Source organism: Agromyces albus (assembly GCF_004134825.1).
Classification (GTDB): Bacteria; Actinomycetota; Actinomycetes; order Actinomycetales; family Microbacteriaceae; genus Agromyces; species Agromyces albus.
In genome coordinates, this window is sequence record NZ_SDPN01000065.1 from 1 (window position 1) to 13,584 (window position 13,584).

General features: G+C 71.6%; 12 protein-coding genes and 1 tRNA gene. 6 read left to right on the plus strand and 7 right to left on the minus strand.

Features of this window, described 5'->3' with window-relative positions:
• The 7 genes from ESP51_RS19305 to ESP51_RS19335 all read right to left on the minus strand — a co-directional run.
• Positions 1-532 (minus strand): Rho termination factor N-terminal domain-containing protein (locus ESP51_RS19305; protein WP_206737369.1); only part of this gene is annotated, 532 nt, incomplete at its 3' end.
• Positions 533-797: 265 nt separating this feature from the next.
• On the minus strand, positions 798-1,772 hold the full coding sequence (gene thrB / locus ESP51_RS19310; protein WP_129522497.1) for a homoserine kinase: 975 nt from the start codon (positions 1,770-1,772) through the stop codon (positions 798-800).
• Positions 1,769-2,866 (minus strand): threonine synthase, encoded by a 1,098-nt coding sequence (gene thrC, locus ESP51_RS19315; RefSeq protein WP_129522498.1) that lies wholly within the window; start codon positions 2,864-2,866, stop codon positions 1,769-1,771. Before thrC ends, thrB begins: the two co-directional genes overlap by 4 nt.
• Positions 2,867-4,174, minus strand: coding sequence for a homoserine dehydrogenase (locus ESP51_RS19320; protein ID WP_129522499.1), 1,308 nt, complete (start codon positions 4,172-4,174; stop codon positions 2,867-2,869).
• Positions 4,171-5,598, minus strand: coding sequence for a diaminopimelate decarboxylase (gene lysA, locus ESP51_RS19325; protein WP_129522500.1), 1,428 nt, complete (start codon positions 5,596-5,598; stop codon positions 4,171-4,173). The genes ESP51_RS19320 and lysA overlap by 4 nt, the downstream gene beginning before the upstream one ends.
• A gap of 158 nt (positions 5,599-5,756) precedes the next feature.
• Positions 5,757-6,569, minus strand: a complete 813-nt coding sequence (locus ESP51_RS19330) for an LmeA family phospholipid-binding protein (protein ID WP_129522501.1) — start codon at positions 6,567-6,569, stop codon at positions 5,757-5,759.
• A gap of 24 nt (positions 6,570-6,593) precedes the next feature.
• On the minus strand, positions 6,594-8,267 hold the full coding sequence (locus tag ESP51_RS19335; protein WP_129522502.1) for an arginine--tRNA ligase: 1,674 nt from the start codon (positions 8,265-8,267) through the stop codon (positions 6,594-6,596).
• Positions 8,268-8,305: 38 nt separating this feature from the next.
• Here ESP51_RS19335 and ESP51_RS19340 point away from each other — a divergent pair, with 38 nt between their 5' ends.
• The 6 genes from ESP51_RS19340 to ESP51_RS19365 form a co-directional block, all read left to right on the plus strand.
• On the plus strand, positions 8,306-8,920 hold the full coding sequence (locus ESP51_RS19340; RefSeq protein ID WP_129522503.1) for an iron ABC transporter ATP-binding protein: 615 nt from the start codon (positions 8,306-8,308) through the stop codon (positions 8,918-8,920).
• A gap of 13 nt (positions 8,921-8,933) precedes the next feature.
• On the plus strand, positions 8,934-10,133 hold the full coding sequence (locus tag ESP51_RS19345; protein WP_129522504.1) for an ROK family transcriptional regulator: 1,200 nt from the start codon (positions 8,934-8,936) through the stop codon (positions 10,131-10,133).
• An 81-nt stretch (positions 10,134-10,214) separates the two neighbouring features.
• Positions 10,215-10,287: transfer RNA gene (locus tag ESP51_RS19350), tRNA-Arg, on the plus strand.
• Positions 10,288-10,525: 238 nt separating this feature from the next.
• Positions 10,526-11,059: a sigma-70 family RNA polymerase sigma factor gene (locus ESP51_RS19355; RefSeq protein WP_129522505.1), complete on the plus strand. Its 534-nt coding sequence runs from the start codon at positions 10,526-10,528 to the stop codon at positions 11,057-11,059.
• Positions 11,046-11,834: a hypothetical protein gene (locus ESP51_RS19360; protein ID WP_129522506.1), complete on the plus strand. Its 789-nt coding sequence runs from the start codon at positions 11,046-11,048 to the stop codon at positions 11,832-11,834. The genes ESP51_RS19355 and ESP51_RS19360 overlap by 14 nt, the downstream gene beginning before the upstream one ends.
• A gap of 86 nt (positions 11,835-11,920) precedes the next feature.
• Positions 11,921-13,584: TPM domain-containing protein (locus ESP51_RS19365; protein ID WP_164990607.1), on the plus strand; the 1,664-nt coding region annotated here is incomplete at its 3' end.

Sequence of the window (13,584 nt, forward strand, 5' to 3'; positions counted from 1 at the left end):
CCTCGCGGGCGTCGACATCGGCCGGCGCGAGGCTGAGCCCGGTGTCGCCGCCGTTCGCGTGCTGCGTCGCGGCCGTGGTCGCGCTCGTGGCGCGTCGCGGCTGCCGACGTGCAGGACGGGTGACGGTGACCGCGTCGGCGAGCGTTTCGCTCGCGCCCTCGGTCGTGTCGGCGCCATTGGTCGACGGGTCTTCGGCCTGCTCGCTCGGAGCCTCGCCTCGGAAGGACTCGACGATGGTCGAGGACTCGACCGCCGCGGCGGTCTCCGCCTCGGCAGGCGTCTCGAAAAGCGTTTCGATGGATGACTCGGCGTCGGCGGCGGGAGCCGCCGTCTCGTCAGGCTCGACGAGCGGAGCTTCGCCGGTCGACCCCTCCTGGTGGGCGGAGATCAACTCCACGAGTTCTCCTTTTCGGCGCTTCGAAGCACCCGCGATGCCGAGCGTGAGGGCGAGCTCCTGGAGCTCGGGGACCTTGAGGGTGCTCAGGCGGGTGCGGTTGGCCACGCTCTCGGCGTGGTCGGTTCCGTTGGTCACTGGGTATGTTCCTTTCCCCTGTCGCAGAGTTGCGACCCAGGAGAGCTGATCGCTGGCACGAGCGATGTCGAAGCGCGGTGGCGCAGACGTGCGCGAGAGCGAAAGCAATAGATTGCCGGGAATTGCACGATGCGGCCGGGAACGCGAACAATGCGTTGCCTGCCGGGTGCGGATTCAGTCTAGCATCACCGAATCCGTGGTCCGGACAGCCGACACGCCTCTCGGGAGCGGATGCCCCTGGGCGGTCGCCGCACGCGACGGCGCGCTAGGCGGGCTGGACTGTCGCGCCCATGAAGTCGACGGCGAGCGGCAGGGCCTGCCACACGGTGTCGGCCGACGCCTCGACGAGCCTGATCGCCTCGGCGCGCGCGCTCGGGTCGCTCGCGAGCACGAGGATCGAGGGGCCGGCTCCCGAGACGACCGCAGGATGCCCCGCCGCGCGGAGCGCCCTGATGAGCCGGTCGGTCTCGGGCATCGCCTGTGCGCGGTAGTGCTGGTGCAGCTTGTCTTCGGTGGCCTGCAGGAGCAGCTCGGGGCTCTGGATGAGGGCCGCGATCAGCAATGCCGAGCGGGAGACGTTGAACACCGCGTCTTCGTGCGGCACCGACTCGGGCTGCAGCGACCGCGCGAGGGCCGTCGACATCTCGTGCTCGGGCACGAGCACGAGCGGAGAGACGCCGCGGTGCACCATGAGCTTCTTGTGTCGCGGCCCCTCGGGAGTGACCCAGGCGATCGTGAGCCCGCCGAAGAGCGCCGGCGCGACGTTGTCGGGGTGCCCTTCGAGTTCGGTCGCGAGGGCGAGCAAGTCGTCGGGGTCGAACTCCACGATGCCCTCGAGGAGCCCCTTCGCGGCGATCACGCCCGCCACGATCGCGGCGCCCGACGATCCGAGTCCGCGGCCGTGCGGGATGCTGTTGTGCGCCACGAGCTTGAGCGGCGGCAGCTCGACGCCCGCGCGGGCGAACGTGTGCGCGATGGCGCGCACCACGAGGTGCGACGCGTCGAGCGGCACCTCGCCGGCGCCCACGCCGTGCACCTCGATGTCGAGCCCCGGGCCATCCTGCCCGGTCAATGCCGTCGGAACCGACACCTCGAGGTCGTCGTAGCGAGCGAGTGCGAGGCCCAGCGTGTCGAAGCCCGGCCCGAGGTTGGCCGACGTGGCCGGCACCTTCACGTGCACGCGACGACCCGTGAGGTCTGGGCGCACGTCGGCGGCGGGCGCAGCGGCCGCGCTGGTCATGACGCGAGTCCGAGCACTGCAGCGACGGCCGCGGTGTCGACGGGCACGATCGTCGGCTGCACATCGGAGCCGTCGGCCGTGCGAAGCGCCCACTGCGGGTCTTTCAGGCCGTGGCCGGTGACGGTGAGCACGACGCGCGCCCCCGCGGGTACGACGCCGGCGGCCGAGCGCTCGAGGAGGCCCGCGACGCTGATCGCCGACGCGGGCTCGACGAAGATGCCGACCTCGGCCGAGAGGATGCGCTGCGCCTCGAGGATCTTGTCGTCGTCGATCGCGCCGAAGTAGCCGTCGGACTCGTCGCGTGCCTCGAGGGCGAGCTCCCACGATGCCGGGTTGCCGATGCGGATCGCGCTCGCGATCGTGTCGGGGTCGCGAACCACCTCGCCGCGCACGATCGGCGCTGAGCCGGCTGCCTGGAAGCCGAACATGCGCGGCAGCCGCGTGGCGTTGCCTGCGGCGATGTCTTCACGGTAGCCGCGCGTGTACGCCGTGTAGTTGCCCGCGTTGCCGACGGGGATGAAGTGGAAGTCGGGCGCGTCGCCGAGCACCTCGACGACCTCGAACGCGGCCGTCTTCTGGCCCTCGATGCGGTCGTTGTTGACCGAGTTGACGAGGTGCACGGGGTAGTTCTCGGCGAGGTCGCGTGCGATGTCGAGGCAGTCGTCGAAGTTGCCCTGCACCTGGATGAGGTTCGCGTTGTGCGCGATCGCCTGGCTGAGCTTGCCGAGGGCGATCTTGCCCTCGGGCACGAGCACGGCGGCCGAGATGCCCGCGTGCGTCGCGTACGCCGCGGCCGAGGCCGAGGTGTTGCCGGTCGACGCGCAGATGACGACCTTCGCGCCGCGCTCGACGGCCTTCGTCACGGCCATGGTCATGCCGCGGTCCTTGAAGGAGCCGGTGGGGTTCATGCCCTCGAACTTCACCCACACGTCGGCGCCCGTGCGGTGCGAGAGCGCCGGGGCCGGCAGGAGCGGGGTTCCGCCTTCGCCGAGAGTGACGACGGGCGTGGCATCCGTCACGTCGAGGCGATCGGCGTACTCACGGATCACGCCGCGCCATTGACGCGAATTGGCCTTGGGGGTGGGCTGGTTCACTTACGTTCCTTCGACTCGGAGAACGGATGCCACGGATGCGACGACGGGACTCTGGGCGAGGGCGGCGACGGTCTCGGCGAGCGCGGACTCCTTCGCCTCATGCGTCCCGATGACCAGCGTAGCCCGCTGGGAGTCGTCGCTCACCGTCTGCTGGAGCTGCTCGACCGACACTCCGTGGTCGGCGAAGACGTGCGCGATCTTCGCGAGCACGCCCGGCTCGTCGACCACCTCGAGGGTGATCGCGTAGCGCGTCGTGATGCGCCCGATGTCGAGCACGGGCATCTCGGCGTGCGTGGACTCGGCCGTGCCGGGGCCGCCGATGACGTGGCGCCTCGCGATCGCCACGAGGTCGCCGAGCACCGCCGAGGCGGTCTGTACTCCCCCGGCACCGGCGCCGTAGAACATGAGCGGGCCGGCTGCGGCGGCCTCGACGAACACGGCGTTGTTCGCCCCGTGCACGGCGGCGAGCGGATGGATCCGGGGCACGAGTGCGGGATAGACACGTGCCGACACGCCCTCCTCGCCCGTCTCGGGGTCGACGAGCCGCTCGCAGATCGCGAGGAGCTTCACGACGAAGCCCGCGCGCTTGGCCGACTCGACCTGCTCGGCGGTGACGCCCGTGATGCCCTCGCGGTGCACGGCCTCGACCGGGACGCTCGTGTGGAAGGCGAGGCTCGCGAGGATCGCGGCCTTCTGCGCGGCGTCGTAGCCGCCGATGTCGGCGGTGGGGTCGGCCTCGGCATAGCCGAGCTCGGTGGCGGTCGCGAGGGCGTCTTCGAGGCTCGCGCCGGTCGTGTCCATGCGGTCGAGGATGAAGTTCGTCGTGCCGTTGACGATGCCGAGGATGCGTTCGACCCGATCGCCCGCGAGGCTGTCGCGCAACGGCCGGATGATCGGGATCGCGCCCGCGACGGCGGCCTCGTAGGAGAGCTGCGCGCCGACCTGCTCGGCCGCCGCGAAGAGCTCGGGCCCGTGCAGGGCGAGGAGCGCCTTGTTGCCCGTGACGACGTCGGCGCCCGATGCGATCGCGCTCAGCACGAGCGTGCGCGCCGGCTCGATGCCGCCCATGAGCTCGATGACGATGTCGGAGCCGAGGATGAGGCTCTCGGCATCGGTCGTGAAGAGCTCGCGCGGCAGCGGGCTGTCCCGCTTCGCCTCGAGGTCGCGCACGGCGATGCCCACGAGCTCGATTCGCGCACCGCTGCGCTGCGCGAGCTCGTCGGAGTGCTCGAGCAGGAGTCGGGCGACCTGCGAGCCCACCGATCCCGCCCCGAGCAGGCCGACGCGGATGGAGCGGTACTCGATCATGCAGGATTCCCTTCGGAGCGGGCCTGGCCCTCGTGTCCGGATGCCGCGAGGCCCGCGTCTCGGGCGAGCAGGTCGGCCTCGGTCTCCCCGCGCACGATCACGCGGGCGACCCCGTCGCGCACGGCGATCACAGGGGGCCGCGGCACGTGGTTGTAGTTCGACGCGAGCGACCAGCAGTAGGCGCCGGTCGCGGCGACGGCGAGCAGGTCGCCCGGTGCGACATCCGCCGGAAGGTACTCGGCGTCGACGATGATGTCGCCGGACTCGCAGTGCTTGCCGGCGACGCGCGCGAGCGCGGGCTCTGCGGCCGACGTGCGCGAGGCGATGCGCGCAGAGTAGTCGGCGCCGTACAGGGCGGTGCGGGCGTTGTCGCTCATGCCGCCGTCGACCGAGACGTAGTGGCGTGTGCCGCCGTCGATCGGCACGGGCTTCACGGTGCCGACCGAGTAGAGGGTGATGCCAGCGGGGCCGATGATGGAGCGACCGGGCTCGAAGGCGAGCTTCGGCACGGGAACGCCCGCGGCGCGGCATCCGTCGGCGACCGCGTTCGCGATGCCCAGGGCGATCTCCTCGATCGGCGCCGGCTCGTCGGCCGAGGTGTAGGCGATGCCGAAGCCGCCGCCGAGGTTCAGCTCGGGCACGGGAGCGATTCGCGCGAGCTCCGCGTGCGCCGCGAGCAGCCGTTCGGCCGACTCGGCGAACCCCGCTGAGTCGAAGATCTGGGAGCCGATGTGGCAGTGCAGGCCGAGGAAGTCGAGCGAGGGGTGCGATCGGATGCGCGTGCCGAGCTCGACGGCCCGCTCGAGCGAGACGCCGAACTTCTGGTCTTCGTGCGCGGTCGCGAGGAACTCGTGGGTCGAGGCGTGCACGCCGCTGTTCACCCGGAGCCGCACGGGCTGGACCCGACCGGCGCGCGCCGCGGCATCCGCGACCCGCTCGATCTCGATCTCGCTGTCGATGATGATCGCGCCGACGCCGGCGACGACCGCCCGGTCGATCTCGACGAGCGACTTGTTATTGCCGTGGAAGCCGAGCCGTGCGGGATCGGCGCCGGCCGCGAGCGCGACGGCGAGCTCGCCCCCCGTGCACACGTCGACCGCGAGCCCCTCGTCGGTCACCCAGCGCACGATCGCGCCCGAGAGGAACGCCTTGCCCGCGTAATAGATCGTCACAGTCGTGCCGGCGGATGCCGCGGCGGCCTCGAACGCGGTGCGGATGCGCGCCGCGCGAGCCCGGGCGTCGGTCTCGTCGACGACGTAGAGCGGCGTGCCGAACTCGGCCGCGAGGGACTCGGCGTCACGGCCCGCGATGACGATGCGCCCGGCGTCGTCGCGCACTGCACTCGACGGCCACACGAGCGGCGCGAGCGCATTGGCGTCGGCGGGCACGCGGAGCCATCCGGGGACAGGGGCGGTGGTAGCCACGGTGGAAACCTCACGGGACGGGCGTATCGACGGGTCGCTCGCGGCGAGCGAACCCGGATTGGTTCCTGAAGCCTGCTGCGATTCCGCTCGCGCGGAACACGGGTGAGTCTATCGAGGGCGCGTTGAGCGGCCGAATCGGGGTCGCCGCGATCGTCGCGTCAGTCGCAGCGTCCGGTCTGCTCGAGGCTGGCCCGGTCGAGCGTGATCGACTGCGCGTCGAGTTCGACGTGCGCGGTGCCCGGCGCGACCGTGATGCTCGACACCTCGACTCCCTCGGGCAGGTATTGCGCGACGCAGAGGTCGAGCGGGTCGTCGCCGACGAGCCGGGTGACCAGCTCCGAGACGTCGATCGCGGCGCCACCGGATCCGACTGTGACGTCGACCGGCTCGAGCAGCACCGAGTCGCCCACGGCGGTCGGCTTCGCGGCGACCGAGTAGTCGACCGTGACGCCGAGCACGTCGGTCGTGCCCTCGTAGCCGATCGTGCCCTCGCCGAACGTGAGGCCGCCATCGACGCCCGGCACGGTGACGAGCCGGTTGACGGCGTCCTGGCCGATCTCGATCGTGGCGTCGACGTTCGCGACGGGCGACGCGAGGTCGAGGGGAACGCCTTCGGCGACGACGTCGACGTCGACCGGCGCTCCCTGGACGAGGAGTTCGGGGGCGCTCAGCTCGACGTGGTCGATCGTGCCCGAGAGGAGCTGCGCGATCATCGAGAAGCCCCCGATCGACACGTCGACCTCGCCTTCGACACCGGCGGGCAGGCTCGCCTGGATCTGGTCGCGGGTGCGCTGCTCGGCGATATTGCGCGTGACGACGTCGGCGACCACCAGCAGGGCGACGACCACGACCAGGAACACGACGATCGCGACGACGCACCCGGCACGCCTGCGCGGGCGGCGGCGCTCGGCGACGGGCGCTGCCTCCGGTGCGAACACCTCGGTCGGCTGGCCGTCGTCGCGTTCCGCCATCGTGGCTCCCGTGTTCGAGGTGCGTTACATCCGCTCGGGTGCCGAGACGCCGAGCAGCTCGAGGCCGTTGCGGATCACCTGGCCCGTCGCGTCGTTGAGCCAGAGCCGGGTGCGGTGCAGGTCGCCGATCGGCTCGTCGCCGAGGGGCAGCACGCGGCAGTTGTCGTACCAGCGGTGGTAGAGGCCGGCGAGCTCCTCGATGTAGCGCGCGACACGATGGGGTTCGCGCAACTCCGCCGCCTGGGCGACGATGCGCGGGAACTCCTGCAGTGCGCCGAGCAGCGCCGACTCGGTCTCGTGGGTGAGCAGCTCTGGGGCGAACGACGAGCGATCGAGGCCGACGGATGCCGCATTCCGGTCGACCGCGCACGTGCGAGCGTGCGCGTACTGCACGTAGAAGACGGGATTGTCGTTCGTGCGGCGGCGAAGGATCTCGGGATCGATCGTGAGCGGCGAGTCGGCCGGGTAGCGCGCGAGCGTGTAGCGCAGCGGGTCGGTGCCGAGCCAGGCCTGCAGGTCGTCGAGTTCGATGATGTTGCCGGCGCGCTTGGAGAGCTTCGCGCCGTTGATGCTCACGAGCTGGCCGATGAGCACCTCGATGTCGCGCTGCGGATCGTCGCCGGCGGCGCCAGCGAGCGCCTTCAGGCGGTGAACGTAGCCGTGGTGATCGGCGCCGAGCAGGTAGATCTTGTGCGCGAAGCCGCGATCGCCCTTGTCGAGGTAGTACGCGGCATCCGCGGCGAAGTAGGTGTAGATGCCGTTGCCGCGGCGGATGACGCGATCTTTGTCGTCGCCGAAGTCGGTCGTGCGCACCCACACCGCATCGTCGTCGTCGTAGACGTGTCCTTGGGCGCGAAGGCGCTCGACGGCGGTGTCGACATCGGAGAGCCCGTCGTCGCCCTTCGAGTGCAGCCGGCGTTCGCTCGTCCACACGTCGAAGTGCACGTTGAATCGTGCGAGGGACTCGCGGATCTCGCCGAGCTGCAGCTCGTAGGCGATCTCGGTGGCGGTGTGCAGGGCGACGTCATCGGCGAGTGCGAGCAGGTTCGGCACTCGCTCGAGCACGCGCGTGGCGAGGTCGGCGATATAGCTGCCCGGGTAGCCGCCCTCGGGAGTGGGCTCACCCTTGGCTGCGGCGAGCACCGACAGGCCGAACGTGTCCATCTGGTTGCCCGCGTCGTTGATGTAGTACTCGTTCGCCACCTCGGCGCCCGCAGCGCGGAGGACTCGACCGATCGAGTCGCCGAGCGCCGCCCATCGCGTGTGGCCGATGTGCAGCGGCCCGGTGGGGTTCGCCGAGACGAACTCGAGGTTGATGCGGCTGCCCGCAAGCGTGTCGCTGTGCCCGTATGCCGCGCCGGCTTCGACGATCGTCTTCGCGAGGGCACCGGCCGCGGCCGCGTCGAGGCGGATGTTGATGAAACCGGGGCCGGCCACCTCGGTGCTCGCGACGCCATGGACGTCGGCGAGTCCCGCCGCGAGCTCGGTGGCGATCTCGCGCGGGTTCGCTCCGAGCGGCTTGGCCACCCGGAGTGCGATGCTCGACGCCCAGTCGCCGTGCTCGCGGAGCTTCGGCCGCTCGAGCGTGACCGCCTCGGGTGCGAGCTCGAGCGCGACCTCCGCACCGGCCGCGCGACGACGCTCGATGAGCGCGGTCACGAGGTCGAAGAGGGCACGCGAGAGTTCGGCGGGAGTCACCCGCAAATCCTACCCGCGCGATTGATAGGGTTCGTGACATGCCGCCGTCGATCCGCCTCCACCGCACCCGCCCTGCCGGCCTCGCGATCATCGCAGCGGCATCCGTCGTCTTCCTCGGCGGATGCACCGGGGAGGCGCCGCAGCCCACCGCCACGGCAGCGCCCCCGGCATCCGAGACCCCCGCAGCCACCGAGCCCGTGCCCACCGAGACGGCCGAGCCGCCGGTTCCCTTCGCGATCGAGTGCGACGCGTTGCTCACGCCGCAGAACGTCTACGACTTCAACCCCAACTTCGGCGTCGACCCCGAGTACGCGCCGTCGGCCGCGGGCGTCACGGGAGTCGTCGACGAGGCCGGCACCGCGTGCGGCTGGCTGAACCAGACGAGCGGCGAGATCATCGAGGTCGGCGTCGCCACTCCCCCGCCGTCGGCCCTCGACGCTCGCAAGAATGCGGCGGCGCTCGCCAGCAAGCCCGTGCCCACCTACGGCACGCCGCCCGACGTCGAAGGCTACTTCCTGCAGTCCGGCGGCAGCGGCGAGGCCCAGGTCTTCCACGGTCCGTACTGGATCGTCATCGACTCGCCCTCGCTCTTCGAGCCGGGCGACGCGCAACTGCTCGTCACCGCGGTGCTCGGCAACCTGCCCGACGCCTGAGGCGGTTCGACACATGGCGTCGAACTCCGCAACGGGCACCCCGTCGTGGCTCGGGGCGGTCAACGACCGCGCCGGACTGTCGGTGCTGCTCGACCACGGACCGCTCACGCGGAACCGCATCTGCGAACTCGTGGGCGTCTCGAAGCCGACCGCCTCGCAGATGATGTCGAGGCTCCTCGCCGCCGGGGTCATCGAGGAGCACGGCCGCACCTCGGGTTCCGCCGGCCGCACGGCCGTGCTGTACGCGCCGCGCACCGACCGGCCGCTCGGCGTCGCGCTCGACCTCGACGCCTTCGAGTTGCGAGCCACCGTGGTCGACGCGGCCGGCGGAGACCGTCCGATCGTGCGTCTTCCACTGCCCCGCGACGCCACCGAGCGGTCGGCCGTCGATGAGGTCTCCTGGGCGATCGCCGAAGCCAGCGCCGCCGCCGGCACCGACCCCGACGCCGTGCACTCGGTGTGCATCGGTATTCCGGGCTACGTCGACCCCGGACCGTCGGGCGAGCTGTTCAGCGAGACGTTGCCCGGCTGGCCCGCCCGTCGCCTGCGCCCCATCCTCGAGGCCGAGCTCGGCCGCACCGTGGCCATCGAGAACGACGTGAACCTCGCCGCGCTCGCCGAGCGCGAGTACGGCGCGGGGGCCGACAACGACGTGTTCGTGCTGCTCTGGCTCGGCAACGGCATCGGGGCGTCGTTCGATGTCGCCGGCGACCTGCACCGCGGCAGCTTCGGCGGCGCAGGCGAGATCGGATTCCTGCCGCTCTCGGCCGAGGCGAACGCGGCCGATCCCTCGGCGCGGAGCATGCAGGATCTCGTCGGCGGCCGGGCGGTGGCGCACCTCGCCAAGTCGCACGGTCTCGACGTCGGCGGATACCACGCGACGCGCGCCGCGCTCGCGGCGCCCGAGGCGAGCGCTGTGCGCGATCTCGTCTTCGCCGACCTCGCCGAGCGGGTCGCGCACGTGGCCCTTCCGCTTCTCGCCACGCTCGACCCCGGTCGAGTGGTGCTCGCGGGCCCCACGGCGAGCATCGGCGGCGAGGCGTTCGCGAACGACGTCGCCCGCGCCATCCGCCGGCTGAGCCGATGGTCGCCAGAGGTCGTGGCGACGGGCGTCGGCAGCGACCCCGTGCTGCACGGCGCGAAACTGCTGCTCACCGGAAAGGTGAGGGAAGAGCTGCTCGACACGGTCGCCCGCCTCGACCTCGCGACCTGAGCCGGGCGTCGTCGCGGCGGCGTCGCGGCGCCCTGCGCGGTCTGGCACCCGGCCGCGAAGTGGTAGTCTTTTCAGCTGTGCGCCTCCGTAGCTCAGGGGATAGAGCGCCGGTTTCCGGTACCGTAGGTCGGGGGTTCGAATCCCTCCGGGGGCACAACTGACAACGCACGATCAGCTCGGCTGATCGAGCGGAATCACATCACGAAACGAGAGCCCTGGCCAACGGCCGGGGCTTTTCGCGTCGGTGCGGGTACGCCGCCGCCTCCGACCCCGCGACGACGACGGCGCTACGCTGACGGCGACGAGTTCCGTGCGCTCCCCCCCAACGAAACGGGCCGCTCGTTCGTCTCAAGAGGTGACGGGGGAATTCACCGCCGTCGGGAGGAGTCGGCGTGGCCCGGTCGTGGGATGCGGTGGCGACGAAGCTCGTCGTCGAGCGCGGCGATGCGCTCAGCCGCTACGCCTACCTGCTCACGGGCAGCGTCGACGACGCCGCCGACCTCGTGCAGGACGCGCTCGTGCGCACCTTCGGCACGCCGAGGTTCGGCCTCACCCTGCCGAGGGCCGAGGCCTACGTGCGCCGCGCCATCCTGAACGCCGTGATCGATCGCTCGAGACGCGACGGCACCTGGCGAAAGGTACGGCATCTCACGCTGGCCCCCACCTCGGTGGAGCCGGCCGATGCCGCGAGCGACGAGCGACTCGACCTGCTCGAGCGCATTCGCGGGCTGGCACCTCGCCAGGCCGCGTGCATCGTGCTGCGCTACTACGACGACCTCACGGTCGACCAGGTCGCACAGTCCCTCGGCATCAGCTCGGGTGCGGTGAAACGCTACCTGAGCGACGGACTGCGCGCGCTCTCCTCGGCAATCGATCCGGCGGGCGAACGCTCGACGCGAACGGGAGGCGACCATGTCAGCAGATGACCCGAACGGCATTCGAGACGGGCTCAAGCGCGCGGCGGATGGCGCGGCGCCCCGTGCGATCGACCTCGACGCGGTGCTCACGGCGAGCCGGGCCCGTCGGCGGGCGGGCCGCACGTCCGTGATCGGCGCCGGAAGCGCCGCGGCGACGCTCCTCGCGGTGGGCGGCCTCGTGATGGGACTCCAGGGCACCGGCCTGCTCTCGACGACCGCCGGCTCCGACCCCGACTCGGCGAGCATCGCCGAATCCCCGATGCAAGCGCGTGAGGAGTCGGCAGACGGATACGCGACAGAGTCGATGCTCGCACCGCCCGAGAAGGTGAACCCGTGCGGCGCCCCGGTCGCCGAGGCGACGGATGCCGCGGGCGGCAGCCTCTCCATGGCCGTCGAGCCACTCGCGGCGGTGCCGACGGGCGGCGCTGGCAGCGCTCGGGTCACGGTGACGAACCCTGGACCGGCGACCGTCGCGGGTGAGGTCCGGCTCGCTCCGGCCATGACGATCGCCGACGACGGCGTCACCGTCTGGCACTCGAACGGCGCGGTGTCGCCCGAGACGATCCCGGTCGCGCTCGCACCCGGCGAATCGATCCAGCTCGATGGGCTCGTCGAGGCGGTCGCGTGCACCGCCGCTCAGGAAACCGCTGTGGCGTTCCCGCCGGACCTGCCCCCGCTCACGCCGGGAACGTACGGCGTGACGGCCGTCGTGGTGTTCGTCGCGGACGGCACGAGCGCCCCCGAGTACCTCATCGCACCGCTCGCACCGCTCACCGTGGAGTGAGGACTCCGATCGGGTCGTGGACGACCCGATGCTCTCCCCCATAGACTCGGAATCGTCCGTCTCGGACGGGGGAAAGGCTCTGGTGCATGCGGTCCGTACGCAAGGCTTCCGTTCTCCTGGCCGTCATCGCAGGGGCGGCGATCGCCACCGGCATCCCTGGCACCGCGTGGGCTGAGGATCCGGTCTCGTTCGGCTCGGCCTCGCCGATCGTCGACACGGTGGGCGCACTCGGCGGTGAGGCCGACGAGGTCGTCGCCGCGATCGACGAGACCGCCGATGCCAACGGCAGGCAGCTCTTCGTGGCCTACGTCGACGAGTTCACGAACCCCGCTGCCGCCGACGCCTGGGCCGACGAGACGGCGCTCGCCAACAACATGGGCGCCGAGGACTACCTGCTCGCGGTCGCGGTCGATGGACGTGCCTACTACCTGTCCGCGGCGAGCGACGCGTCGCTCTCCGCCGAGGAGCTCGACCGCATCAGCCTCGAGGTCATCGAACCGGAGCTCCGCGATGAGGACTGGGCGGGCGCGGCGATCGCCGCCGCCGAGGCGCTGCGCGACGGATCCGGCGGGGCCGGCGGGGCCGGCGGCGGCTGGGGCTTCCTCTGGTTCATCGTGATCGCCGCGGCCGTCGTCGTGGTCGTCGCCATCGTGCTCTCGCGGCGCAAGAAGCGGCAGTCGTCGCAGGAGAATGCCGAGCAGGCTCCCCAGCTCTCCGTCGAGGAGTTGCGGAGGCAGGCCGGCACCGCCCTCGTCCAGGCCGACGACGCCGTGAAGACGAGCGAGGAGGAGCTCGGCTTCGCGATCGCCTCCTACGGCGAGGATGCCACCGACGGCTTCCGCTCCGCGCTCGACGGGGCGAAGGCGAAGCTCGCCGAGGCCTTCACGCTGCAGCAGCGACTCGACGACGCGGAGCGCGACACCGACGACGAACGGCGCGAGTGGTACGGCAACATCATCCGCCTCGCCGGCGAAGCCGACGCGCTCCTCGACGAGCAGGCCGAACGATTCGACGAATTGCGCGACCTCGAGCGAAATGCCCCCGCCGAGCTCGAGCGGGTCGAGGCCGCCGCCTCGGTCGCCGAGTCGGCGATCGCCCCGGCAGCGGAGCGACTCGCAGCGCTTCAGACGCAGTATGCAGCATCGGCGCTCACCGCCATTGCCGACAACCCCGCCCAGGCCGAGTCCCGCATGGGCTTCGCCCGAGAGACGCTCGCCGCAGCGAGCTCCGCGATCACCGAGGGCGACCCGGCACGAGCCGCGGTCGGCATCCGCGCGGCAGAGGAGGCCGTCGACCAGGCGAAGCTCCTCACCGACGCCGTCGAGCGGCTCGCCGCCGACCTCGTCGCGGCCGACCAGGCCGTCGCGGCCGGCGTCGCCGAACTCGAACGCGACGTGCAGGCTGCACGCGCCCTCGGCGACCCGGCGGCCGCGGCGCTCGCAGATCGCATCGCCGCCGAGGCGACCGCGCTGCGAGCAGCGATCACGCAGCAGGGTCGCGACCCGATCGCCCTGCAGGCTCGCCTCGAACAGGCCGACGCCGAGATCGACTCCGCGATCCAGGGGATACGCGATGCCGCCGAGCAAGCGGCCCGCGCCCAGGCGCAGCTCGGCCGTTCGCTCGGGAGCGCTCGCGCGCGGGTGCAGGCAGCCGAGGACTACCTCGTCGCGCGGCGCGGCGCCGTCGGCGCAGAAGCCCGCACCCGGCTCGCGGAGGCCGGACGACTCCTCGTCGAGGCCGAGGGCGCCGC

What these genes read in the sequence shown, in the direction of transcription:
- thrB (WP_129522497.1), bottom strand. Translation starts at nt 1,772, where the DNA reads ATGACCAGCGCGGCCGCTGCGCCCGCCGCCGACGTGCGCCCAGACCTC.
- ESP51_RS19330 (WP_129522501.1), bottom strand. Translation starts at nt 6,569, where the DNA reads ATGGCGGAACGCGACGACGGCCAGCCGACCGAGGTGTTCGCACCGGAG.
- ESP51_RS19340 (WP_129522503.1), top strand. Translation starts at nt 8,306, where the DNA reads ATGCCGCCGTCGATCCGCCTCCACCGCACCCGCCCTGCCGGCCTCGCG.
- ESP51_RS19320 (WP_129522499.1), bottom strand. Translation starts at nt 4,174, where the DNA reads ATGATCGAGTACCGCTCCATCCGCGTCGGCCTGCTCGGGGCGGGATCG.
- ESP51_RS19345 (WP_129522504.1), top strand. Translation starts at nt 8,934, where the DNA reads ATGGCGTCGAACTCCGCAACGGGCACCCCGTCGTGGCTCGGGGCGGTC.
- ESP51_RS19360 (WP_129522506.1), top strand. Translation starts at nt 11,046, where the DNA reads ATGTCAGCAGATGACCCGAACGGCATTCGAGACGGGCTCAAGCGCGCG.